The organism is Agrobacterium sp. ST15.13.015 (assembly GCF_027871645.1).
Lineage (GTDB): Bacteria > Pseudomonadota > Alphaproteobacteria > Rhizobiales > Rhizobiaceae > Agrobacterium > Agrobacterium leguminum.
This window is the reverse complement of the sequence record NZ_JAQAHF010000025.1, coordinates 1-23,146: the sequence shown is the minus strand read 5'-3', so window position 1 is coordinate 23,146 and position 23,146 is coordinate 1. Positions and strand designations below refer to the sequence as shown.

Sequence of the window (23,146 nt, the reverse complement as noted above, 5' to 3'; positions counted from 1 at the left end):
AAGGGGAGATCCTATGATCAAATCGCTCAACAAATCCATGCGCATTCTGAGCACCAGCGCCGCTTTGTCGCTGATGATGCTGGCCGCGCCCCATGCTTTTGCCGCAACGCCGGCCGATACGCTGGTCGAAGGTTTCGCCATCGATGACATCATCACGCTCGATCCGGGCGAGGCTTTCGAACTTTCCGCCGCCGAAGTCACCGGCAACACCTATAGCAAGCTGGTTTCCATCGATCTTAACGACACGTCCAAGGTTATCGGCGATCTGGCCGAAAGCTGGACGACCTCCGAGGATGGCCTGACCTATACGTTCAAGCTGAAATCCGGCCTGAAATTCGCGTCGGGCAATCCGGTCACGGCCGATGATGTGGCCTTCTCCTTCGAACGTGCCGTGAAGCTCGACAAGTCGCCGGCATTCCTGCTGACGCAGTTCGGCCTCAGCGGTGACAACGTCACCGAAAAGGCGAAGGCCGCGGATGCGAACACCTTCGTTCTGACGGTCGACAAGCCCTATGCGCCGAGCTTTGTGCTGAACGTGCTGACCGCAACCGTCGCTTCGGTGGTCGACAAGAAATTCGTGACGGAAAAGGCCAAGTCGGTCACGCCGAGCGCCGATTACAAATACGATACCGATTTCGGCAACGAATTCCTGAAGACTGGCTATGCCGGTTCCGGCCCTTACAAAATCCTCGGCTGGAAGGCCAATGAGGCGGTGATTCTTGAGGCCAACCCGAATTATTACGGCGAAAAGCCGAAGCTGAAGCGCGTCGTCTATCGCCACATGAAGGAAAGCTCGGGCCAGCGCCTGGCGCTTGAAAACGGCGATATCGATGTGGCCCGCAACCTCGAGCCGGGCGACATGGAAGCCGTTTCCAAGAAGGAAGGCCTTGCCGTCACCTCCGCGCCGAAGGGCACCGTCTATTATTTCAGCCTCAACCAGAAGAACGAGAACCTGAAGAAGCCCGAGGTCATCGAAGCCTTCAAATATCTCGTGGACTACGACGCCATCGGTGCGACGATCATCAAGGGCATCGGCGAAGTTCACCAGACCTTCCTGCCGAAGGGCCAGCTCGGCGCGCTTGACGAGAACCCCTACAAGCTCGACGTCGCCAAGGCGAAGGAACTTCTCGAAAAGGCCGGCCTGAAGGACGGCTTTACCGTGTCTATGGATGTGCGCAACACACAGCCGGTAACCGGCATTGCCGAAAGCGTGCAGCAGACGCTGGCGCAGGCCGGCATCAAGTTGGAAATCATTCCCGGCGACGGCAAGCAGACGCTGACCAAATATCGCGCCCGCACGCATGATATCTACATTGGCCAGTGGGGTCCGGACTATTTCGACCCGAACTCGAATGCGGAAACCTTCACCATCAACTACGACAATTCCGACGAGGGCAAGAACAAGACGCTCGCCTGGCGCAATGCCTGGGACGTTCCCGATCTGACCAAGGAAACCCAGTCGGCGCTTCTGGAGAAGGACAGCGCCAAGCGCGCCGCCATCTATGAAAACCTGCAGAAGGAAGTTCTGGCGAAGGGCCCCTTCGTCATCATCTTCCAGCAGACGGAAGTGGCAGGATATTCCGCCAAGCTGAAGGGCCTGAAGCTCGGACCGAGCTTCGACACCAACTTCGTCTACACCATTTCCAAGGAATGATCCGGAAGGATCGGTCTCTTGAGCATGGTTGAAAGCAACAGCAGGGCGAGGCACGGCAAACGCCGTGTCAATGCCCGCGTGAAAGCCGTTCTCGGCTTCGCCGTCACCGTCATCACCACCTTTCTGGGGCTGATGGCAGTCACATTCTTCATTGGCCGCGTGGTGCCGATCGATCCTGCGCTGGCGATCGTCGGTGACCGTGCGCCTGCGCATGTGGTCGAGCGGGTGCGTGAGCAGCTCGGCCTCAACCTGCCGCTCTGGCAGCAGTTCTTCCTTTATCTGAAACAGGCGCTATCGGGCGATTTCGGCACCTCCGTCCTCACCACCAATCCGGTGATGGAGGATATCAAGCGGGTATTTCCGGCGACGATAGAACTCGCCACGCTCGGCACCATCATCGGCGCCGTCTTCGGCATTCCGCTTGGCGTGCTTGCCGCCGTCAAGCGTGGCAGCTTTGCCGATCAGGTGGTGCGCGTCATCGGCCTCATCGGTTATTCCGTGCCGATCTTCTGGCTCGGCCTTCTGGCGCTGCTGGTGTTTTACGCCCGGCTGCAATGGGTGGCTTATCCCGGCCGCATGGATATCGTTTATGAATTCACCTTCACGCCGGTCACGGGCTTTTTCCTGATCGACGCGATCTGGCAGCGGCAATGGGACGTGTTGTGGGATCTCTTCCGCCACATCATCCTGCCGGCCTGTCTGCTCGGTTATTTTTCGCTGGCCTATATCAGCCGCATGACGCGCTCCTTCATGCTGAACGAGCTTAGCCAGGAATATATCGTCGCGGCCCGCGCCAAGGGGCTTTCGGAAACCCGCATCATCTGGTTCCACGCGCTGCGCAACGCCGCCGTGCCGCTGGTGACAGTGATTGCACTCTCCTATGCCGGTCTGCTGGAAGGTTCGGTGCTCACCGAAACCATCTTCGCCTGGCCGGGGCTTGGCCTCTACATCACCAATTCCCTGCAGAATGCGGATATGAATGCCGTTCTCGGCGGCACGATCGTGATCGGCGCCATCTTCGTCGGCATCAATCTCTTCTCCGATCTGCTTTACCGGACGCTCGATCCAAGGACGCGCAGCCGATGACCCTTTCGACCGATACGATCAAACCCTATAGCCGCGAATGGCTGCTCTCTGACCGGCCGGCCTCGCGCAGGCAGGCGCGGCTTGGCCGTGCCTATGTCATCTGGCGGCGCTTTTCGGAAAACCGTCTGGCGCTGCTTGGGCTCGGCATCATCATCGCGCTGCTGTTCGTGGCGCTGTTTGCCGATGTTCTGGCCCCGCATAACCCGGTGCAGGGCGATCTGCGCAATGCCCGGCTGTTGCCGCCCGGTACGGAAGGTTATCTGCTTGGCACCGACGATCAGGGCCGCGATATTCTCTCGCGCCTCATTCACGGTTCGCGGCTGACGCTTTTCGTCGTGCTTCTGGTCGCCATCATCGCAGCCCCCGTCGGCCTCATCGTCGGCACGGTTTCCGGTTATGCCGGCGGCTGGGTGGATGCGGTTTTGATGCGCATCACCGATATTTTCCTTGCCTTTCCGAAGCTCGTTCTGGCGCTGGCGCTGGTCGCGGCGCTTGGGCCGGGCATTGAAAACGCGGTGCTCGCCATCGCGCTCACCTCATGGCCGCCCTATGCGCGCATCGCGCGCGCCGAAACCATGACTTTCCGCAATTCCGATTTCATCGCCGCGGTCAAGCTCATGGGCGCGTCGCCCTTCCGTATCGTGCTGAAACACGTCATGCCGCTCTGCCTGTCGTCGCTCATCGTGCGCGTGACGCTGGATATGGCGGGCATCATCCTTACCGCCGCAGGCCTCGGCTTCCTCGGTCTCGGCGCACAGCCGCCGCTGCCGGAATGGGGCGCGATGATCGCTTCCGGCCGCCGCTTCATTCTCGACCAATGGTGGGTCGCGGCCATGCCCGGCGTGGCGATCCTCATCGTCAGCCTCGGTTTCAATCTCCTGGGCGACGGGTTGCGCGATGCGCTGGACCCCAAGGAGGCGGGCCAATGAGTGCGCCGCTTCTGACCGTTCAGAACCTGCGCGTGTCCTTCCCCACCCGCACCGGGCTGGTGGAGGCGGTGCGCGGCGTGTCCTTCACGCTCGGGCGCGAGCGTCTCGGCATCGTCGGCGAATCCGGCTCGGGTAAATCGCAGACAGGCCGCGCCATCATGGGACTGACCCCGAAAAACGCGCGCATCGAGGCGGATGCGCTGCGCTTCGGCGATATTGATCTGCTCAAGGCGTCTGCAAAAGAGCGGCGGATCATGCGCGGCAAGCGCATGGCCATGATCCTGCAGGACCCGAAATATTCGCTGAACCCGGTCATGACCATCGGCCGCCAGATCATGGAAACCCTGCGCACCCATGAAAAGATCGGCGGCGGCGAGGCGCGCCAGCGCACGCTCGCCATGCTGGAAGCCGTGCAGATCCGCGATCCCGAGCGTGTCTTCGATCTTTACCCGCACGAGGTTTCGGGCGGCATGGGCCAGCGTGTCATGATCGCCATGATGCTGGTCTGCGGCCCCGAACTGCTGATCGCCGACGAACCCACTTCGGCGCTCGACGTGACGGTGCAGCTGGAAGTGCTCGACATTCTCGACAAGCTGGTGCGCGACCGTGGCATGGGGCTGATCTTCGTCAGCCATGATCTCAGGCTCGTCTCCTCTTTCTGCGACCGTGTTCTCGTCATGTACGCCGGCAAGGTGGTGGAAGAGCTGTCTTCCGCCAATCTGAAGGAAGCGAAACATCCCTATACGCAGGGCCTGCTGAACTGCCTGCCGGAAATCGGCGGCCACCGGCATCCGCTGCCGGTTCTGGAACGTAAGCCGGAGTGGCGCGCATGAGTTCAGTTCTTTCCGTTCGCGACATGGTGGTCGATTTCGACGGTTACATCGCGCTCGACCGCGTCAGCATCGATGTGGCAGAGGGTGAATCCTTCGGCATCGTCGGCGAGTCCGGCTCCGGCAAATCGACGCTGCTGCGCGCCATTGCCGGCCTCAACCATTTCGATGAAGGCTCCTTGATGGTGGCCGGACGCTCCTATACCGGCAAGCACCGCGACAAGAGCTTCTATAGCGACGTGCAGATGGTGTTTCAGGACCCCTATGGCTCGCTTCACCCGCGCCAGACGGTGGATGCGCTGCTGCTCGAGCCGCTGGTCATCCACGGTCTAGACAATCGCGAGCAGCGCATTGCCCGGGCATTGGACGAGGTGGGCCTCGGTTCCGGCTTCCGCTTCCGTTATTCGCACCAGCTTTCCGGCGGCCAGCGCCAGCGCATCGCCATTGCGCGTGCGCTGATCGTCGAGCCGAAAATCCTGCTGCTGGATGAGCCGACTTCGGCGCTCGACGCCTCCATTCAGGCGGAAATCCTCAACCTGCTGGAACAGGCCCGCAAGGACCGCAATCTCACCTTCGTCATGGTCAGCCACGATCTCGGCGTCATCAGCCATATGTGCGATCGCCTTGCGGTGATGAAAAGCGGCAGGGTGGTGGAAATGCTGGAGGCCGAGGCGCTGGAAAGCCGGGAATTCAGCGCGGATTATACAAGGCAGCTGCTGGTGGCGAGCGAGGGCTTCAAGCGCGTTTGAGGTGCCGCTATAGTCGGGTCAAATGACATCTTCCGTCATTCCGGCCTTGAGCCGGAATCCAGCGACCGCGCGTCTGCGCGGTCAGAGACTATATTGCGATCAAGGACTTGATCGCGCTGGATGCCGGGTCAAGCCCGGCATGACGGACGGTGTCGGCCAAAACAAGGTATCCAGACGATGCAACTGCGCGCCCTGATGTATTTCGACGAACTGGTCCGCACCAATTCCATGCGCGCCGCGGCGGAAAACCTGAATGTCGCGCCGACAGCGGTGAGCCGGCAGATCGAGAACCTCGAATATTATTTCGGCTCGCCGCTGGTGGAGCGTTCCAGCCGGGGCGTGAAACTGACGGCTGCGGGAGAGCTGCTCGCTGCCCGCGCCGGCAAGACGTTGCGGGAACTCGACCATGTGCATCAGCTGATCGACGATCTGAAGGGCCTCCAGCGCGGCCGCGTCACGGTCTATGCCAATGGTGCGACGGTGGCGAACCTTCTGGCGCCGGTGCTGGCGCAGTTCAGCCTGAAATATCCAAAACTGCGCTTCGAGGTGCATATTACTAGCGCCCGCCAGGCAATGGAGGCGCTGGGTGCTGCGGAAGCGGATCTGGTCGTCAGCCTGTTCGCGCCGAAGCTTTCCGGCGTGAAAGTGCGCTCTCGCACCCGCATCAGCTACGACGCGATCTTTCCCGCCGGTCATGCGCTTGCCGGGCAGACGGAAGTCTCGCTCAAAGAGCTGGCCAGCCTGCCGCTTGCTTTGCCGGACAAGAGTTTCGCGGCGCGTCAGGCTTTCGACACGCTGTTTGCCGATGCGGGCATCGAGCTTGATCCTGTCTTCATCACCAGCTCTTTGGAAATGCTGAAGGAGCTGGTGCTGGGCCACGCCGCTGCCACGCTTTTGCCGGCGCTTTCTGTGGCGCGGGAAATCCGCAGCGGGCAGATGGTCGCCGTTCCGCTCTCCGGCAAGAAGGGCATCCACACCCAGATCGATCTCTGCGTTGCGCCCGACCGGCAATTGTCCTTCGCCGCCTCCAAACTTGCCGATTTTATCGAGCGCTTCATGCGCGAGGCGACGGCGGGATAAGCGGAACGGTTTGGTCTTTCCGCCCGGAAGGTTGATTTCCATCCGCATTTCCGTGTAGCCATTTCAGCTACACGGAGCACACAAAAATCAAGATTGTGTGTGCGCCCGCAACATGACACTCTTTTTGCAACGGGCGGTCTTCGGAAGGGCAAAAATGCCCCGGCCGCCAGACAGGGGACAATGATGCCACGCATTTATCTTTCGCAGGCGGCAACGCTTTCGCGCCGTACCGCGCTGACCCTTGCATTGGGCACGGCGCTCTGGCTGCCGCTTTCGGCAACGGTTGCCGAAGCCGCGCCGAAAACCGCGTTGACGCTTGGCATGGCGGTGGAGCCGGCCGGTCTCGATCCGACCATCGCCGCCCCCGTCGCCATCGGTCAGGTCACCTGGCAGAATGTCTTCGAAGGTCTGGTGAAGATCGACCGCGAGGGCAAGGTAAAGCCGCAGCTTGCAGAAAGCTGGGAAATTTCCCCTGATGGCAAAACCTATACGTTCAAGCTGCGCAAGGGCGTGACCTTCCATGATGGCGAGGCTTTCGATTCGTCTGTCGCCAAATTTTCGCTGGATCGGGCGCGTGGCGAAAGCTCGGTCAATCCGCAGAAACGCTTCTTTGCGGCGATAGAAAGTATCGAGACACCGGATGCCGCAACGCTGGTGCTGAAGCTTAAGCAGCCGGCCGGCAGCCTTCTCTACTGGCTCGGCTGGCCGGCCTCCGTGATGGTGGCGCCGAAAAGCGCGGAGAATAACCGCACCACACCAATCGGCACCGGCCCGTTCAAATTCGTGGCCTGGGCCAAGGGCGACAAGGTCGAGCTGCGGAAGAACGACGCCTATTGGGACAAGGCCGTGGCGGTGAAGCTGGAGAAGGCGACCTTCCGTTTCGTCTCCGATCCACAGGCGCAGGCCGCCGCACTGAAATCTGGCGATATCGATGCCTTCCCGGAATTCGGCGCTCCGGAACTGATGACCTCCTTCGATGGCGACGCGCGCCTCGGCACCTTCGTCGGCAATACCGAGCTGAAGGTCGTGGCGGGCATGAACAATGCCCGCAAGCCCTTCGATGACAAGCGCGTGCGTCAGGCGCTGATGATGGCGGTGGATCGCGGCACTGTCATTGAAGGCGCCTGGTCCGGCTTCGGCACGGCCATCGGCAGCCATTACACGCCGAATGACCGCGGCTATATCGATACGACCGGGGTACATCCTTACGATATCGACAAGGCCAAGGCGCTGCTTGCCGAAGCCGGTTATCCGGATGGTTTAAGCTTCACCATCAAAGCCCCGCAAATGGCCTATGCCCAGCGCACCTCGCAAATCCTGCAGGCGATGTTTGCCGAAATCGGCGTGACCATGACCATCGAGACCACCGAGTTTCCAGCAAAATGGGTGGCGGATGTTCTTAAAGGCGCGGATTACGACATGACCATCGTTGCCCATGCCGAGCCGATGGATATCGATATCTATGCGCGCGACCCCTATTATTTCAATTACAAGAACCCGGCCTTCAATGAGGTCGTGGCGAATGTCGAAAAGACAGCGGATGCCGGTGAGCAGGAAAAGCTCTATGGCGAAGCCCAGAAAATCCTCGCGGAAGATGTACCCGCCCTTTATCTTTTCGTCATGCCGAAACTCGGCGTCTGGGATAAGAAGGTGAAGGGGCTTTGGGAAAACGAGCCCATTCCCTCGAATGTGCTGACGGATGTGCATTGGGAAGAATAGGTTTGTTGTGAGGGGTAGGGCGCAGTTTTCCCCTCCACCTCATTCCTGTGCCTGTCACAGGAATCCAGCCAGCCCAAGTCCTTGGGCTGAAAGGAGTCTCTCCGCCGCGCGGACGCGCGTCGGCTGGATCCCTGTGACATCCTCGGGCTTGTTCCGGGGAACAGCGATGAGGGAAGAGTGTGCGGGGATGACAACAAATCTCTCCACGATATCCGGCTACAAAACGACGCAAGGAGAAGATGCCAGATGTTAGCCGTCCTCATCCGGCGTCTTTTAAGCCTCGTTATCACCCTGTTTGCCGTTTCCCTCATCATCTATGTCGTCATGGGCCTGCTGCCGGGCGATCCTGCCGCCATCATGCTCGGAACCTCGGCGAGCCCCGATACGCTCGGGGCGCTGCAGAAGCAGATGGGCCTCGATCAGCCGCTGCCGCTGCGTTATCTCCACTGGCTGGCCGGTGTGTTTCATGGTGATCTCGGGCAATCCTATACCTATGGCGTGCCGGTGGCGGGGCTGATCCTGGAGCGGCTGGCCGTTACCTTGCCGCTTGCGCTGCTGGCCGTTTGCCTTTCGGTGGCCATCGCCATTCCGCTCGGCGTGGCGGCGGCGCGGAGCCGCAACGGGGCGCTGGATTTTGCAGCCGGGCTGTTTTCGCATGTGGGCATTGCCGTGCCCGGTTTCTGGGTCGGGCTGCTGCTCATCATCGTCTTTTCCACCACGCTCGGCTGGATGCCGGCCGGCGGTTTTCCCGGCTGGACGCCGAGCTTTTCAGCGGGTCTCACGGCGCTCATCCTTCCGGCGGTCGCGCTGGCGCTGTCGCAGGCCGGTGTTCTCACCCGCGTCTGCCGCTCCGCCGTGCTGGAAGTGATGAATGAGGATTTCGTCCGCACCGCGCGCGCCAAGGGCCTGAGCGAGCGGGTGGCGCTGTGGCGGCATGCGGTGCCGAATGCGATGATCCCTGTCGTCACCATGATCGGCCTGCAATTCACCTTCCTCATTGCCGGCGCGGTGCTGGTGGAAAATGTCTTCAACCTGCCGGGCCTCGGCCGGCTTGCCTATCAGGCGCTGACCCAGCGCGATATCGTCGTCATGCAATCCGTCGTGTTGTTTTTCTCGGCGCTGGTGATCGTCATGAATTTCGTGGTCGATATCGCCTATCTCTTCATCGATCCGAGACTGCGGGCAGGTGCGCGATGATGCGATTGATCCGCCGCCGCCCCGCCTTTGTCGTCGGCATCGCCGTCACGGTCTTTCTGGTCGCAGTCGCCCTGCTGTCGCTGGTCTGGACGCCGGTGTCCCCCACCAAGATGCAGATCGTTCAGAAGCTGAAATCGCCCTTCGTTTATGGCGGCCTCGGCACAGATCATTTCGGCCGCGACGTGTTGTCGATGCTGATGGCCGGCGCGTGGAACTCGCTCTCCACCTCCATCGCCGCCGTCGCCATCGGCGCATTTATCGGCACGACCATTGGCGTTGCGGTTGCAGCGCTGCGCGGTTTCACCGAAACCATGGTCATGCGCATCTGCGACATCATCTTCGCCGTGCCGCCCATCCTGTCGGCGATGATGCTGGGCGCCTTCATCGGCACGGGCCGTTTTACCGCCATCATCGCCATCGCCACCTTCATGGTGCCGGTCTTTGCCCGGCTGACGCTGGGGGCGGCGTTGCAGATATGGTCGCGGGAATATGTCACCGCCGCCACCAGCATCGGCCAGAACCGCGCCAAGATCACGCTTTTCCACATCGTACCGAATATATCCAACCAGATCATCGTGCAGGTGACGATCCAGCTCGGTCTTGCGATATTGACGGAAGCAGGCCTTTCTTTCCTCGGTCTCGGCATGCCGCCACCCGCCGCCACCTGGGGGCGGATGCTGGCCGATGCCCAGACCTATCTCGGCACAGCACCCTGGCTCGCCATCATGCCCGGCCTTGCGATTGCGCTCGCCGTCTTCGGCCTCAATCTTCTCGGCGATGGCCTGCGCGACCTGCTGGACCCGCGCGATACCAGCTGACCGTTTCAAGCCGATATCGCCCTTATTTCCTGTTTTTCTGACGAGACGATGCCATGACCGATCTCATAGACCTCAACACGCTCGAAATCCTGGCGCTTTACCGGGAGAGGAAGCTTTCGCCATCGGAGTATTGGCAGGCGGTGGAGGCGCGCATCGATGCTTTCGAACCGTTGGTGAATGCGCTTTACGCCTATGATCCGGAAGATGCACGCAGGCAGGCGCTGGCCTCGACGGAACGTTGGCAAAAGGGCGAAACGCTCGGGCCCCTCGATGGCATTCCGGTCTCGTTGAAGGAATTGATCGCCACGAAAGGCCATCCGGTGCCGCTTGGCACGAGGGCGGTGGAACTGGTGCCCGCGGTTGAGGACGCGCCGGTGGCCGCCCGCTGCCGTGAGGATGGCGCGATTATTTACGCCAAGACGACCTGCCCGGATTACGGCATGCTTTCCTCCGGCCTTTCCAGTTTCCACAAGCTCAGCCGTAATCCGTGGGATCCCACCCAGAACCCCGGCGGCTCCAGCGCCGGCGCGGCTTCGGCCGGGGCTGCGGGTTATGGCACGCTGCATATCGGCACGGATATTGGCGGCTCGGTGCGGTTGCCGGCGGGGTGGACCGGCCTGTTCGGTTTCAAGCCGAGCCAGGGCCGCATTCCGGTCGATCCCTATTATACCGGCCGCTGCGCCGGACCGATGACCCGCACCGTTGCCGACGCCGCCTATGCAATGGCGACGCTTTCCCGTCCCGACTGGCGCGACGGCACGGCGCTGCCGCCCAACGATATCGACTGGATGGACCTCGATATGAATGTGAAGGGCCTGAAAATCGGCCTGATGCTGGATGCCGGCTGCGGCCTGCCGCTGGACGAAGAGGTGCGCGACGCCGTGCTCTCCGCCGCGAAGCTGTTCGAGGCGGCTGGCGCCATCGTCATCCCGGTCGAGCCGGTGCTGACACGCGAGATGCTGGACGGGCTGGACGATTTCTGGCGGGCGAAGTTCTGGGGCGACATGGCGGCGCTGAGCGCGGACCGCCGTGCCGCGATCCTTCCCTATATTCATGAATGGGCGCAGAAGGGGGCGGATATTTCCGGTTCGCGCGCCGTTTTCGGTTTCAACCAGACCATGGAAATGCGTAAGGCTTGCGGGCGGTTGATGCAGTCCGTTGATGCGGTTATTTCTCCCGTCAATCCCATCGTGTCCTATCCGGCTGACTGGGCCTCGCCCACCAATGATCCCGAACTTCCCTTCGAACATATAGCCTTCACGGTGCCGTGGAACATGTCGGAACAGCCGGCCGCCTCGATCAATTGCGGCTTCTCCAGATCGGGAATGCCCATCGGCTTGCAAATCGTCGGGCCGCGTTACGAGGATTTGTTCGTGTTGAAGCTTTCAAAGGCCTTTGAGAATTGGGGCGGCGGTGTGCGGCGCTGGCCGCCGCCGCCGCAGGCCCGCTGATCCCAGCTTTATCGACCCTGTAGTATTGCCATAATACCCGCATCTCGATCCCGCCTGTTAGGGTGCCCAAAGGCATTCGAAAACGGGAGGAGCAGACATGCCAAAGAAGATTTTGATGATCGCCGGCGATTTTGCCGAGGATTATGAGACCATGGTGCCGTTCCAGACGCTGCTCGCGGTCGGCCACACGGTGCATGCCGTCTGCCCGGGTAAGAAGGCGGGCCAGACCATTGCCACGGCCATCCATGATTTCGAGGGCGACCAGACCTATTCGGAAAAACGCGGCCATAATTTCGCGCTCAACGCCACCTTCGCCGATATCAAGGTTGCGGATTACGATGCGCTGGTTATTCCCGGCGGTCGCGCGCCGGAATATCTGCGGCTCAACGCGGACGTGCTTTCGGCGGTGAAACATTTCTTCGAGGCCGACAAGCCGGTGGCCGCCGTCTGCCATGGCGCACAATTGCTCGCCGCTGCGGGCGTCCTGAAGGGCCGCACCTGCTCGGCCTATCCCGCCTGCCGCCCTGAAGTGGAACTGGCGGGCGGCACCTATGCCGATATCGCCATCGATGCGGCCGTTACTGACGGCAAGCTAGTGACGGCGCCCGCATGGCCGGCACATCCGGCCTGGCTTTCGCAATTCATGGCCGTGCTCGGCAAATGAGACCGGCGAAACGGGGCTTTTTCCGGCCCCGTTTTCCGCCTATCTTTCAGGCGTGGTGAGGGAGGAAACCATGTGCAAGCTTTTCATCAAGGCAGACCCGGCGCTTTGGGAGAGCCATACGCGGTCGCTCAGGATCGATGGCATGGTCACCAGTGTCAGGCTTGAAAACTTCTTCTGGTCGACGCTGGACGAGATCGCGCGGCGTGACGGCATGAACAGCGTGCAGCTCATCGCCAAGCTTTATAATGAATCGATCGATGCCGGGCACGATCTCGGCAATTTCACCTCGTTCCTGCGGGTCTGCTGCGGGCGTTATCTGGCACTTCAGCTTTCCGGCGATATTCCGGCGCGCAGCGATATTCCGATTGCGGCGCTGGATGCGGACAGGATCATTGAGGCGGAGCAGGTGAATTATCACTAGGGCACGTTCGTTTTTTATGTGCCGGGGCATCCCCTCAACCTCATTCCTGTGCTTGTCACAGGAATCCAGCCGACGCGCGTCTGCGCGGCGGGGAGAGTTCTTTCAGCCCAAGGACTTGGGCTGGCTGGATCCCTGTGACAAGCACAGGGATGAGGGAAGGGGAGCGCTCAACTCTTAAGCGCTCTTGGATCGAGCGCGTCACGCACGGCATCGCCGATGTAATTCACACTCAGAACCGTCAGCGAAATCGCCAGCCCCGGCCACAGCACGCGCGAGGGCGTCAGTTGCAGGAAGTTGGCGCCATCGAACAGCAGCCGTCCCCAGGTCGGGAAATCGGAGGGGAAGCCGAGGCCGAGGAAGGACAGCGCGGATTCCGTGATGATGGCGGCGGCAATGCCGAGCGTGGCCGAGACCATGATCGAGCTCAGCACATTCGGCAATATATGCCTGAGGATGATGCGGTATTCGCGCATGCCGCTCGATTTCGCCGCCATGATGAATTCCTGGCTTTTGATCGTCAGCACATCGCCGCGCACGATACGGGCCGTATGCATCCAGCTGGTTATCCCGATCACGAAGACGATGAGGATGAAGATGCCGGTTTCCGGCCCGAAGGCGGCGCGCAGCGTATCGCGAAACAGCATCAGGATGACGAGCAGCAGCGGCAAGAGCGGCAGCGCCAGGAACAGGTCGGTCAGCCGCATCAGCGGGCCGTCGAGCCTGCGGAAATAGCCGGACAGCACGCCCACCAGCGTTCCGAGAAACAGCGCCAGCAGCATGGCGGTGATGCCGACGGCAAGCGAAATGCGCCCGCCGGCCAGAACCTGCGCCAGCATGTCCTTGCCGAGATTATCGGTGCCGAAAGGATGCGCAAGCGACGGCCACTGGTTGCGCGCCTTCACATTGATGGCGTTGGGTGCAACGGTGTGGATATAGGGGCCGACATAGACCGCCAGCAGGATGAAGACGAAGACGATGAGGCCCGCCACGCCGCCCTTGTGAACGCGGAACTGTTTCCAGATATCGGCAAGGGCGGATTGCGTGGGGGTGGCCGCAACCGTCGGCGCTGCGATGGTGGCGTCAGTCATAGCGGATCCTCGGGTCGAGAATGCCGTACAGCACGTCGGCAATCAGGTTGAAGAGCACGATAAGCACCGCGAAAATGAAGGTCAGCGTCTGTACAAGCGGAATATCCGCGCCCTGAACGGCGGTGATCAGCAATTGGCCAAGCCCGTTCACGCGGAAGATTTGCTCGGTGATGATGGCGCCGGAAAAGATCGTCGGCACGCCGAGCGCAATCACGGTCACGACCGGGATCAGGCTGTTGCGCAGCACGTGGATGAGCAGCACGGATTTTTCCTTCACGCCCTTGGCGCGCGCGGTGCGCACATAATCCTGATGCAGATTGTCGAGCATGGAGGCGCGCACGAAGCGGCTGATCTGCGAGACATTGTAGAGCGTTAGCACCAGTACCGGCAGGAACATCTGCTTCACCTGCGCCACGAAACTTCCCCAGTCGGTCACCTGAAGGTTGGTGTCGTAAACGGACGGGAACCATTGCAGGTAGGAGCTGAAGATGACGACCAGCAGCACGCCGGTAAAGAAGGTCGGCACCGAATAACCGACCATCGAAACGAAGGTGCCGATCTGGTCGAAGATCGAATATTGTTTATAGGCGGAGATGACGCCGATCGGGATCGCCAGCAGCGCGCCGAAGAGATAGGCGAGGCCCACCACCCACAATGTCTGCGGCATGCGCTGAATGACGAGATCGACCACCGGGCTGCGTGTCGCCCAGGAAAGCACCCGCATGCGGCTGCCATCGCCGATCTGCCAGCCGGTCAGCCTTTCAATGAGGTTCAGCGGTTCGTTGATGAAGAATTGCTGCAGCCACATCAGGTAGCGGATGAAGAAGGGCTGGTCGAGGCCAAGCGAGGCGCGGATTTGCTCGCGCACTTCCGGCGGGATGGTGAGCGGCAGGTCGCCGGTCGGGTCGTTCGGCGCAAGATCGAGCAGCGCGAAGATGACGAAGCTGATGACAAGCAGCGTCGGTACGGCAAAGGTAAGCCGCCGGAGCGTAAAGGTAAACATCTGAAACTCTCCAGACCCAGAGCGCGACAGGACGAAAATTGGGAGCGTTTTCGCCTTAACGCGGCAAATGTGTCTTCAGATCATGGTCCAGGGGCATGCAGAAGGCCGGCCTCTCCGGGGGGAGAAGCCGGCGCATCCGCGTGTTACTTCTTGCGGGACCAGTCCGCGACGTTCCAGAGTTCCGAATCCCAGGCATTCATGCGAACGCCTTCCAGCGTCAGCGAATGCGAGGAAACGCTGCCGCGGTGGATGAGCGGAATATGCGCGCCTTCCTCCGTCAGCATGTCGTTCAGCTGCTTGGAAATTTCCGCGCGCTTGGCAAGCTCGGCGGTCTTGGAGAGTTCACCCACCAGCTTGTCGAATTCCGGGTTGCAATAACGCGGAATATTCTGGCCCTGCCAGCCGTTTTCCGGGGCCGGAATCTTGTCGCACAGCCATTCCGCCAGATATTTTTCCGGGTCCGTGCCGTCGAAATTGTTGGTGTACATTTCGACGTCGGCATAAAATTTCTGGAAGGTATCCGGGCTTGCCGGGTCGCCGCCGAAGAAGACCGAGGCGCTGACATTGCGCAGTTCGGAGGCAACGCCAATTTGCGACCACATGTCCTTCACCAGTTCCTGCGTGGCCTGGCGAACCGAGTTGGTGGAGGTCTGGTAGAGGAAGGAGAGCTTTACGCCATTCTTGGCGCGGATGCCATCGGCGCCCTTCACCCAGCCGGCATCGTCGAGCAGCTTGTTTGCGCCTTCCACATCCTGCTTCAGGCACCAGCTGTCATTCTTGGTGGAAGCGACGGCTTCCGGAGCCGGCACGATGTTGCAGGTCGGTTTGCCCGCTTCGCCATAACCCGCTTCGTCGATGACATCGCGGTCGATGGCGAGCGACAATGCACGGCGCACGGCGGGATCGGAAAGGGCCGGGTGCGGGCCGGCCTGCTTGGTGGAGCGCTTGTCGCCCAGCGAAGGATCGGCATTGTACCAGTTGAGATTGATACGCTCGACCTGGGTGCCGAAGGCTGTCTCAAGCTTGCCTTTACCTGCGGCCACCATGGTGGCGAGGATTTCCGGCTCCACCTGCATGTTCCAGGCATAGTCGAATTCGCCGGTTTCCAGCACGGCGCGTGCGGCGGAGGCGGCATCACCGCCGCCCTTCAGGGTCGCCGTCGCGAAGGCGGGCTTGGCGGGGTCGCGGTAATTGGTGTTGGCGACGAAGCTGATCACGTCATTCGGCTTGAAATCCTTGACCACGAAGGGGCCGGTGCCGATGGGGCCGAAATTGGCGGATGTGCAGCCGGGCGCGGCAGCGCCGACGCATTTTTCAAACTGCTTCTTCTGGATGACCGGCGACTGTGCGCCGACGAATGCGGAATAGGGGTAAGGTTTCGGTTCGGTGAAGCTGACCTTGACGGTGTGGGCGTCGACGGCCTCGACATTCTTCACGCCCTCATATTGCGCCGCCTGCGCGCAGCCGCCATCCGGTGCGGTGCAATATTTCCAGGTGAAAATAACGTCCTCGGCGGTGAACGGCGTGCCATCCGACCACTTCACGTCGCTTTTCAGCTTCCAGGTCATGCTGAGCAAATCCTTCGCGACGCCGCCATTGTCGATCGTCGGAATTTCGGTGACCAGCATCGGCACCAGCTCGCCCTTTTCGTCGTAGCGCGCCAGCGGCTCAATCACCATGGACGAGCTGTAGACTTCCTTCGTGCCACCGGAAAGATAAGGATTAAGTGTCGATACAGCCTGCCAGAACAGGATTTTCAGTTCGCCGTCACTGCCACGCTCGGCATGGGCGGCAGAGCCTGCCAGGGCCATGGCCGCCACCGTGCTGGCAAAGAGAACGCTGCGCTTCTTCATTGTAGTTTTCCCCTTTTTGGATTTTATCTGTTTGAATGTTTGACGCTTTTCCCGTCGTCATGTGCAAGGTCTCTTATTCTAAGTATTTGACTTTGCTAAGGAATATTCCTCCATTCCCGATGATGCTATTGTCAGTTTTTTTGAAAAGCAAGTCCCAATGTTCCTTTGATGAACAAAAATTGAGCCATTCAGTTTTGGGCCTATTTTTCGCTCATGCAGCAAATTTCATGCTTGCAAAACGAGAAATTCCAAACGCAATATGGCGTCCGACAACCCGGCGGGGAACAAAAAAAGGGAAAAAGAGAATGCCGATATTGAACCGTGTGGCTGAAATGCAGGAAGAAGTTGCCGGCTGGAGGCGCCATCTGCATGAACACCCGGAACTGCTCTACGATGTCTTCGAAACATCGAAATTCGTGGCCGAAAAACTGAAATCCTTCGGCTGCGACGTCGTCGAGACCGGCATCGGCAAGACCGGCGTAGTCGGCATCATAAAGGGCCGGCACGGGGATGGCCCAACCATCGGTTTCCGTTCCGACATGGACGCGCTGCCGATCCTTGAGACAAGCGGCAAGCCCTGGGCTTCGAAGACGCCGGGCAAGGCCCATTCCTGCGGTCATGACGGGCACACCGCCATGCTTTTGGGTGCGGCGCAATATCTGGCCGAGACCCGCAATTTCAAGGGCTCCGTGGCGGTGATCTTCCAGCCGGCGGAAGAGGGCGGCGCTGGCGCGCTCGCCATGCTGAACGATGGCATGATGGAGAAATTCGGCATTTCGCAGGTCTATGGCATGCATAACGAGCCGGGCATTCCGGTCGGCAATTTCGCCATCCGCAAGGGATCGACCATGGCGGCGGCGGATAGTTTCGAAATCGTCATCACCGGCAAGGGCAGCCATGCGGCCGCCCCACATCTTTCCATCGATCCGGTGCTGACCTCGGCGCATATCATCATCGCCCTGCAATCCATCGTCTCGCGGGAGACGGACCCGCTGAAATCGCTGGTCGTCACCGTCGCCACCACCCATGGCGGCACGGCCGTCAATGTCATTCCCGGTGCGGTGACGCTGACGGGAACGGTGCGCACGCTGCTGCCGGAAACCCGCGATTTCGCCGAAAAGCGCCTGAAGGAAGTGGCGACCGCCACCGCCATGGCGCATGGCGCCACCGTGGAGGTGAATTATCATCGCGGTTATCCCGTCACCTTCAACCACAGTGACGAGACCGAATTCGCGACCGGCGTGGCGATGGGCGTGGCCGGTGCGAACGCCGTCAACACCAATCCGAACCCGCATATGGGGGCGGAAGATTTCTCCTACATGCTGGAAGCGCGCCCCGGCGCCTTCATCTTCATCGGCAATGGCGATACCGCCGGGCTGCACAATGCGGCCTATGATTTCAACGACGATGCGCTGCCTTACGGCATCAGCTACTGGGTTTCGATGGCCGAAACCGCACTTGCTGCGTAAGACATCCGGCGGCCTTCATGGCCGCCTTTTGCTTTTCAGGAGATCGGCATGCTTTTGGCGGCAACGTCCATGGAACAGACCGGCGGTTCGGTAAGCCCGGTTTTATCGGTTCAAAATCTCACCACATCCTTCCGCGTCGATGGCGGCTGGAAATCCGTGGTCCGCAATATGAGTTTCGAGATCGCGCCGCGCGAAACGGTGGCGATCGTCGGCGAAAGCGGCTCGGGCAAAAGCGTTACCTCGCTCTCAATCATGCGGCTCCTCGATAAAAAGACGAGCCGCATCGAGGGCAAGGTCATGCTCGGCGGGCGCGACCTGCTGGCGCTGCCGGAAGAAGAGATGCGCAAGGTTCGCGGCAAGGACATTTCGATGATCTTCCAGGAGCCGATGACCAGCCTCAACCCGATCTTCCCGATCGGCAAGCAGATCGCCGAGGCGCTGACCGTGCATCAGGATATTTCCTCTTCCGCCGCGCGCGCCGAGGTCATCCGCCTGCTTGAGAAGGTCCGTATTCCCAATGCGAAGAACCGTTTCGATGATTACCCGCACCAGTTTTCCGGCGGCATGCGCCAGCGCGTGATGATCGCCATGGCGCTCGCCTCCAAACCGAAGCTGCTGATCGCCGACGAGCCGACAACGGCGCTCGACGTCACCATTCAGGGCCAGATTCTCGACCTCATCAAGACGCTGCAGGAAGAGGAGGGCATGTCGGTCCTGTTCATCACCCATGATATGGGCGTGGTGGCGGAAGTCTCGGACCGCACCATCGTCATGTTCCGCGGCGATGTGGTGGAAACCGGCACCACCGACGACATCTTCCATCGTGGCCGCCATCCTTATACGCGGGCGCTGCTTTCGGCGGTGCCGAAGCTCGGCTCGATGAAGGAGAGGGTGCTGCCGGCCCGTTTCCCGATCATCGATATCAAGACCGGCGAAAGCCAGCCCGTCGCGGAGGTGAAGGATACGGTCTCCGGCGGCCGCACGCCCATTCTTTCGGTCAAGGACCTCACCACCCGTTTCGATATCCGCACCGGCCTTTTCGGCCGCAAATCCGGCGCCGTGCATGCGGTGGAAAAGGTCTCCTTCGATCTCGCCGAGGGCGAAACCCTGTCTCTCGTGGGTGAATCGGGCTGCGGCAAGTCCACCACGGGCCGCTCCATCACCCGGCTGATCGAGCCGACATCCGGCAATGTCATGCTCGATGGTTACGAGGTGTTGAAGCTCGACAAGACGACGCTGCGCACCATGCGCCGCAGCGTGCAGATGATCTTCCAGGACCCCTTCGCCTCGCTCGATCCGCGCATGAGCATCGGCACGGCGATCATGGAGCCCTTTATCGAGCATCGCCTTGGAACCAAGCAGCAGGCTCGCGAAAAGGCGGCCGATCTTCTGGAAAAGGTGGGCCTCAGCCCGGATATGATGCGGCGTTTCCCGCATGAATTTTCCGGCGGACAGCGCCAGCGTATCGCCATCGCCCGCTCGCTGATGCTCGACCCCAAGGTCATCGTCGCCGACGAGGCGGTGTCCGCGCTCGATGTCTCGATCAAGGCGCAGGTCTGCAACCTGCTGCTCGACCTGCAACAGAGCCTCAACCTCGCTTTCCTGTTCATCAGCCATGACATGGCGGTGGTGGAGCGCGTCAGCCATCGTGTGGCGGTGATGTATCTCGGCGAGATCGTCGAAATCGGCCCGCGTGCGGCGGTTTTCGACAATCCGCAGCATCCCTATACGAAAAAGCTCATGTCCGCCGTTCCGGTGCCGGACCCGGCGCGGCGGCAGATCCGGCGCAACATGGCGACCGACGAGATCAAAAGCCCGATCCGGCCGGTGGACTATGTGCCGCCGCAGCGCCATTACCGCGAGGTTTCCGCCGGGCATCTGGTGCAGGAAGCGGCTTGATTGAGGGTATGGGCGGAGAGCTGGTAAGGAACCGAGCGGTCGCCGCGCATTTCTTCTCCCCGTGGGGGAGAAGGTCGCGGCAACGGGATGAGGGGGCAAGTTCTCCGTATATCGCTAACGTTGCCCCCTCATCCGACCCTTCGGGCCACCTTCTCCCCGGCGGGGAGAAGAAATTTGCCGCACCGTCACGCCAGATGATTTTGGCCCACTGAGTGCTCTCTTCTGCATCCGCCGTTTGACAGCCGACGCAAAAAAATGCCAGCAAATGCGCAAGCATAATTCTCAAAGGGCAGCGGCATGGCCAGACGAAACGACGCACATGGACGGCTGGACGATGCGGCCCGTGCCGGCTGGCTTTATTATGTCGCGGGCCGCACGCAGGATGAGATCGCCGCCGCCATGGGCATTTCCCGGCAATCGGCGCAGCGGCTGGTATCGCTTGCTGTTGCCGAACGGCTGATCAAGGTCCGGCTCGATCACCCCATCGCCGCCTGTCTCGAAAAAGCTGAACGTCTCAAGGAAAAATTCGACCTTAGATATATCGAAGTGGTGCCGAGCGATCCGGCCGGCGTCTCCTCCACTGTCGGCATTGCCGAGGCCGGGGCGGCGGAAATCGAGCGCTGGCTGAAGAATGCCGATCCCATCGTGCTCGCCATCGGCACCGGCCGTACATTGAAGGCCGCTGTCGACCAGCTGCCGCCGATGGAATGCCCCCAGCATCGCATCGTGTCGCTGACGGGCAATATCGGGCCGGATGGCTCGGCCGCCTATTATAATGTCATCTTCAGCATGGCCGATGCCATCAAGGCACGGCATTTTCCGATGCCGCTGCCGGTTCTATGTTCTTCTGCGGAAGAGCGGGAACTGCTGCACGACCAGTCCATGGTGCGTTCCACGCTGGCGCTGGGTTCTGCCGCCAATGTCACCTTCGTCGGTGTTGGCGAACTTGGCGAAAACGCACCGCTCTGCGTTGATGGTTTCCTCGGCGTGGATGAGATGAAGGCGCTGATGGCAAGCGGTGCCGTCGGCGAGATTTGCGGCTGGATGTATGATGCCAATGGCCGCATTCTCGAGCATTCCGTCAACGAGCGCGTCGCCTCCGTTCCCATCCCTTCAAGAGAGACCTGCACAGTCATCGGCATGGCGCAGGGCGCACGCAAGAACGCCTCGATTCTGGCGGCGTTGAGGGGTGGTCTGCTGAACGGCCTCATCACCGATGAAGTCACAAGCGAATATTTGCTCACGCATTGAGCAAAAATTAAACACATAAAATCAATGGCTTGGTTTTTCCATGTGCGTCGCAGCACAGGATGTCGCTTGACTTTTTTGCTGATGAGGTGAGTAAATGCCCTAGAGCAAAGCGAATGCTCATCATTTTTCTTCTGGGAGGAAGATATGACATTGAAGACCATTTTGCTGGGCGCATGCTCGGCACTCGCCTTTTCGACCCTTGCTTCCGCCGAGACGCTGACCATCGCGACCGTGAACAACGGCGATATGATCCGCATGCAGGGTCTGACCTCGGACTTCACCACCAAGAACCCCGACATCAAGGTCGAGTGGGTGACGCTTGAAGAAAACGTCCTGCGTGAGCGCGTGACGACCGATATCGCCACCAATGGCGGCCAATACGACATCATGACCATCGGCAATTACGAAGTGCCGATCTGGGCCAAGCAGGGCTGGCTGCTGCCGCTCGAGAAGCTCGGCGACAAATATGACGTCGACGATCTGCTGCCGGCGATCCGCGGTGGCCTCTCCAGCGAAGGCAAGCTTTACGCCGCGCCCTTCTATGGCGAATCCGCCATGATCATGTATCGCAAGGACCTGTTCGAAAAAGCCGGCCTGAAGATGCCCGATAACCCGACCTGGGAATTCATCGGCGACGCCGCCCGCAAGATTACCGACCGCAAGGCCGATATCAACGGCATCTGCCTGCGCGGCAAGGCCGGCTGGGGCGAAAACATGGCCTTTATCAGCGCGCTGACCAACTCCTTCGGCGGCCGCTGGTTCGATGAAAACTGGAAACCGCAGTTCGATCAGCCTGAATGGAAGAGCTCGCTGCAGTTCTACGTCGATCTGATGAAAGATGCCGGCCCTTCCGGTGCATCCTCCAACGGCTTCAATGAAAACCTGACGCTGTTCCAGCAGGGCAAATGCGGCATGTGGATCGACGCCACGGTCGCTGCTTCCTTCGTCTCCAACCCGAAGGATTCCACCGTTGCCGACAAGGTCGGTTATGCCATCTTCCCGACGCATGGCGAGCTGAAGAACCACGGCAACTGGCTGTGGTCCTGGAACCTCGCGATCCCGAAGAGCTCGCAGAAGGCGGAAGCGGCCGAGAAATTCATTTCCTGGGCAACCAGCAAGGAATATACCGAGCTCGTCGCCTCCAAGGAAGGCTGGGCAAACGTGCCTCCGGGCACCCGCACCTCGCTTTACAAGAATGCCGAGTATGAAAAGGCCGCCGCCTTCGCCAAGCCGACGCTTGCCGCAATGGATGCCGCCGACATCACCAAGCCGACCGTAAAGCCCGTGCCTTACACCGGCGGTCAGTTCGTGGCGATCCCTGAATTCCAGGCGCTCGGCACCACGGTCGGTCAGCTGTTCTCGGCGGTCGTTGCCGGTCAGTCCAGCGTTGACGATGCGCTTGCGGGCGCCCAGTCGACCGCGACGCGTGAAATGACCCGCGCCGGCTACATCAAGTAATCCTCCCGAAGATCGCTGCCCGGCGCCAATGCCGGGCAGCGAACCTTGGGATGGAAAGCCGCCGGTCTGTACGGTGGCGTTTAAGCCTTTCAAATCGACACAAGAATGAGCCGGTTCTTCCGGATATGCCGGGCGCATGTCGTGACGCCCCGGCCCAAGGGGAGGTGAGTGCAATGGCAACCCGAAACACGAGCGGATTAGCGCGGGTCATGCTTGCGCCATCGGTACTGTTGTTGCTGGTGTGGATGATCGTGCCTCTGGCGATGACGCTCTGGTTCTCGTTCCAGAACTACAATCTCCTCAACCCGGCCAATGTCAGCTTCGCCGGTCTGTTCAATTACCAGTATTTCTACACCGACCCGGCCTTCTTCCAGTCGATCTGGAACACGCTTTTGATCGTCGGCGGCGTGCTGCTGATCACGGTGGTTGGCGGCATCGCCATTGCGCTTCTGCTCGACAATGACATTTTCGGCCAGGGCATCGTGCGCATCATGATCATCTCGCCCTTCTTCGTCATGCCGCCGGTG

General features: G+C 60.6%; 20 protein-coding genes. 17 read left to right on the top strand and 3 right to left on the bottom strand.

Annotated features, from left to right (window positions below; genetic code table 11):
* The first annotated feature begins 13 nt into the window (after window positions 1–13).
* The 12 genes from PIB16_RS24965 (at window position 14) to PIB16_RS24910 (ending at window position 12,598) form a co-directional block, all read left to right on the top strand.
* On the top strand, window positions 14–1,654 hold the full coding sequence (locus tag PIB16_RS24965; RefSeq protein WP_271046545.1) for an ABC transporter substrate-binding protein: 1,641 nt from the start codon (window positions 14–16) through the stop codon (window positions 1,652–1,654).
* Between the two features lie 18 nt (window positions 1,655–1,672).
* Window positions 1,673–2,740 (top strand): ABC transporter permease, encoded by a 1,068-nt coding sequence (locus tag PIB16_RS24960; RefSeq protein ID WP_137005550.1) that lies wholly within the window; start codon window positions 1,673–1,675, stop codon window positions 2,738–2,740.
* Entirely contained in the window at window positions 2,737–3,669 is a 933-nt protein-coding gene (locus PIB16_RS24955; protein ID WP_080857872.1) for an ABC transporter permease, read from the top strand. Before PIB16_RS24960 ends, PIB16_RS24955 begins: the two co-directional genes overlap by 4 nt.
* Window positions 3,666–4,502, top strand: a complete 837-nt coding sequence (locus PIB16_RS24950; protein WP_080857873.1) for an ABC transporter ATP-binding protein — start codon at window positions 3,666–3,668, stop codon at window positions 4,500–4,502. The genes PIB16_RS24955 and PIB16_RS24950 overlap by 4 nt, the downstream gene beginning before the upstream one ends.
* Window positions 4,499–5,248, top strand: a complete 750-nt coding sequence (locus tag PIB16_RS24945; RefSeq protein WP_080858207.1) for an ABC transporter ATP-binding protein — start codon at window positions 4,499–4,501, stop codon at window positions 5,246–5,248. The genes PIB16_RS24950 and PIB16_RS24945 overlap by 4 nt, the downstream gene beginning before the upstream one ends.
* Before the next feature lie 177 nt (window positions 5,249–5,425).
* Window positions 5,426–6,328, top strand: a complete 903-nt coding sequence (locus PIB16_RS24940; protein ID WP_080857874.1) for a LysR family transcriptional regulator — start codon at window positions 5,426–5,428, stop codon at window positions 6,326–6,328.
* A gap of 183 nt (window positions 6,329–6,511) precedes the next feature.
* Window positions 6,512–8,047 carry an ABC transporter substrate-binding protein gene (locus tag PIB16_RS24935; protein WP_271046544.1) on the top strand — a complete coding sequence of 512 codons (1,536 nt, stop codon included), beginning with the start codon at window positions 6,512–6,514 and terminating at the stop codon, window positions 8,045–8,047.
* 246 nt (window positions 8,048–8,293) lie between these two features.
* Window positions 8,294–9,244 carry an ABC transporter permease gene (locus tag PIB16_RS24930; RefSeq protein WP_271046543.1) on the top strand — a complete coding sequence of 317 codons (951 nt, stop codon included), beginning with the start codon at window positions 8,294–8,296 and terminating at the stop codon, window positions 9,242–9,244.
* Window positions 9,241–10,062, top strand: coding sequence for an ABC transporter permease (locus tag PIB16_RS24925; RefSeq protein WP_271046542.1), 822 nt, complete (start codon window positions 9,241–9,243; stop codon window positions 10,060–10,062). The genes PIB16_RS24930 and PIB16_RS24925 overlap by 4 nt, the downstream gene beginning before the upstream one ends.
* Before the next feature lie 53 nt (window positions 10,063–10,115).
* Window positions 10,116–11,513, top strand: coding sequence for an amidase (locus PIB16_RS24920; protein WP_271046541.1), 1,398 nt, complete (start codon window positions 10,116–10,118; stop codon window positions 11,511–11,513).
* A gap of 97 nt (window positions 11,514–11,610) precedes the next feature.
* Window positions 11,611–12,177: a DJ-1/PfpI family protein gene (locus PIB16_RS24915; protein ID WP_003523156.1), complete on the top strand. Its 567-nt coding sequence runs from the start codon at window positions 11,611–11,613 to the stop codon at window positions 12,175–12,177.
* Window positions 12,178–12,247: 70 nt separating this feature from the next.
* A complete protein-coding gene (locus PIB16_RS24910) occupies window positions 12,248–12,598 on the top strand; it encodes a ribbon-helix-helix domain-containing protein (RefSeq protein ID WP_271046540.1) in 351 nt (116 codons plus the stop codon).
* A gap of 167 nt (window positions 12,599–12,765) precedes the next feature.
* Here PIB16_RS24910 and PIB16_RS24905 read toward each other — a convergent pair whose 3' ends face one another.
* The 3 genes from PIB16_RS24905 to PIB16_RS24895 form a co-directional block, all read right to left on the bottom strand.
* Window positions 12,766–13,686, bottom strand: coding sequence for an ABC transporter permease (locus PIB16_RS24905; RefSeq protein ID WP_078053234.1), 921 nt, complete (start codon window positions 13,684–13,686; stop codon window positions 12,766–12,768).
* Complete coding sequence (locus tag PIB16_RS24900) at window positions 13,679–14,689, bottom strand: ABC transporter permease (protein WP_142845231.1); 1,011 nt, start codon at window positions 14,687–14,689, stop codon at window positions 13,679–13,681. Before PIB16_RS24900 ends, PIB16_RS24905 begins: the two co-directional genes overlap by 8 nt.
* A gap of 143 nt (window positions 14,690–14,832) precedes the next feature.
* Window positions 14,833–16,542, bottom strand: a complete 1,710-nt coding sequence (locus PIB16_RS24895; protein ID WP_065655297.1) for a peptide ABC transporter substrate-binding protein — start codon at window positions 16,540–16,542, stop codon at window positions 14,833–14,835.
* Window positions 16,543–16,847: 305 nt separating this feature from the next.
* On the opposite strand from PIB16_RS24895, the gene PIB16_RS24890 reads away from it, so the two are divergent.
* From PIB16_RS24890 to PIB16_RS24870, 5 genes are all read left to right on the top strand, one after another.
* On the top strand, window positions 16,848–18,011 hold the full coding sequence (locus PIB16_RS24890; protein ID WP_125146488.1) for a M20 aminoacylase family protein: 1,164 nt from the start codon (window positions 16,848–16,850) through the stop codon (window positions 18,009–18,011).
* Between the two features lie 48 nt (window positions 18,012–18,059).
* Entirely contained in the window at window positions 18,060–19,910 is a 1,851-nt protein-coding gene (locus tag PIB16_RS24885; RefSeq protein ID WP_065655299.1) for an ABC transporter ATP-binding protein, read from the top strand.
* 297 nt (window positions 19,911–20,207) lie between these two features.
* On the top strand, window positions 20,208–21,161 hold the full coding sequence (locus PIB16_RS24880; protein ID WP_080857879.1) for a sugar-binding transcriptional regulator: 954 nt from the start codon (window positions 20,208–20,210) through the stop codon (window positions 21,159–21,161).
* Window positions 21,162–21,305: 144 nt separating this feature from the next.
* Window positions 21,306–22,619 (top strand): ABC transporter substrate-binding protein, encoded by a 1,314-nt coding sequence (locus tag PIB16_RS24875; protein ID WP_065655300.1) that lies wholly within the window; start codon window positions 21,306–21,308, stop codon window positions 22,617–22,619.
* Between the two features lie 173 nt (window positions 22,620–22,792).
* The coding region (locus PIB16_RS24870; protein WP_271046458.1) for a carbohydrate ABC transporter permease at window positions 22,793–23,146 on the top strand (354 nt) is incomplete at its 3' end.

What these genes read in the sequence shown, in the direction of transcription:
- PIB16_RS24965 (WP_271046545.1), top strand. Translation starts at nt 14, where the DNA reads ATGATCAAATCGCTCAACAAATCCATGCGCATTCTGAGCACCAGCGCC.
- PIB16_RS24955 (WP_080857872.1), top strand. Translation starts at nt 2,737, where the DNA reads ATGACCCTTTCGACCGATACGATCAAACCCTATAGCCGCGAATGGCTG.
- PIB16_RS24950 (WP_080857873.1), top strand. Translation starts at nt 3,666, where the DNA reads ATGAGTGCGCCGCTTCTGACCGTTCAGAACCTGCGCGTGTCCTTCCCC.
- PIB16_RS24945 (WP_080858207.1), top strand. Translation starts at nt 4,499, where the DNA reads ATGAGTTCAGTTCTTTCCGTTCGCGACATGGTGGTCGATTTCGACGGT.
- PIB16_RS24940 (WP_080857874.1), top strand. Translation starts at nt 5,426, where the DNA reads ATGCAACTGCGCGCCCTGATGTATTTCGACGAACTGGTCCGCACCAAT.
- PIB16_RS24935 (WP_271046544.1), top strand. Translation starts at nt 6,512, where the DNA reads ATGCCACGCATTTATCTTTCGCAGGCGGCAACGCTTTCGCGCCGTACC.
- PIB16_RS24930 (WP_271046543.1), top strand. Translation starts at nt 8,294, where the DNA reads ATGTTAGCCGTCCTCATCCGGCGTCTTTTAAGCCTCGTTATCACCCTG.
- PIB16_RS24925 (WP_271046542.1), top strand. Translation starts at nt 9,241, where the DNA reads ATGATGCGATTGATCCGCCGCCGCCCCGCCTTTGTCGTCGGCATCGCC.
- PIB16_RS24920 (WP_271046541.1), top strand. Translation starts at nt 10,116, where the DNA reads ATGACCGATCTCATAGACCTCAACACGCTCGAAATCCTGGCGCTTTAC.
- PIB16_RS24915 (WP_003523156.1), top strand. Translation starts at nt 11,611, where the DNA reads ATGCCAAAGAAGATTTTGATGATCGCCGGCGATTTTGCCGAGGATTAT.
- PIB16_RS24910 (WP_271046540.1), top strand. Translation starts at nt 12,248, where the DNA reads ATGTGCAAGCTTTTCATCAAGGCAGACCCGGCGCTTTGGGAGAGCCAT.
- PIB16_RS24905 (WP_078053234.1), bottom strand. Translation starts at nt 13,686, where the DNA reads ATGACTGACGCCACCATCGCAGCGCCGACGGTTGCGGCCACCCCCACG.
- PIB16_RS24900 (WP_142845231.1), bottom strand. Translation starts at nt 14,689, where the DNA reads ATGTTTACCTTTACGCTCCGGCGGCTTACCTTTGCCGTACCGACGCTG.
- PIB16_RS24895 (WP_065655297.1), bottom strand. Translation starts at nt 16,542, where the DNA reads ATGAAGAAGCGCAGCGTTCTCTTTGCCAGCACGGTGGCGGCCATGGCC.
- PIB16_RS24890 (WP_125146488.1), top strand. Translation starts at nt 16,848, where the DNA reads ATGCCGATATTGAACCGTGTGGCTGAAATGCAGGAAGAAGTTGCCGGC.
- PIB16_RS24885 (WP_065655299.1), top strand. Translation starts at nt 18,060, where the DNA reads ATGCTTTTGGCGGCAACGTCCATGGAACAGACCGGCGGTTCGGTAAGC.
- PIB16_RS24880 (WP_080857879.1), top strand. Translation starts at nt 20,208, where the DNA reads ATGGCCAGACGAAACGACGCACATGGACGGCTGGACGATGCGGCCCGT.
- PIB16_RS24875 (WP_065655300.1), top strand. Translation starts at nt 21,306, where the DNA reads ATGACATTGAAGACCATTTTGCTGGGCGCATGCTCGGCACTCGCCTTT.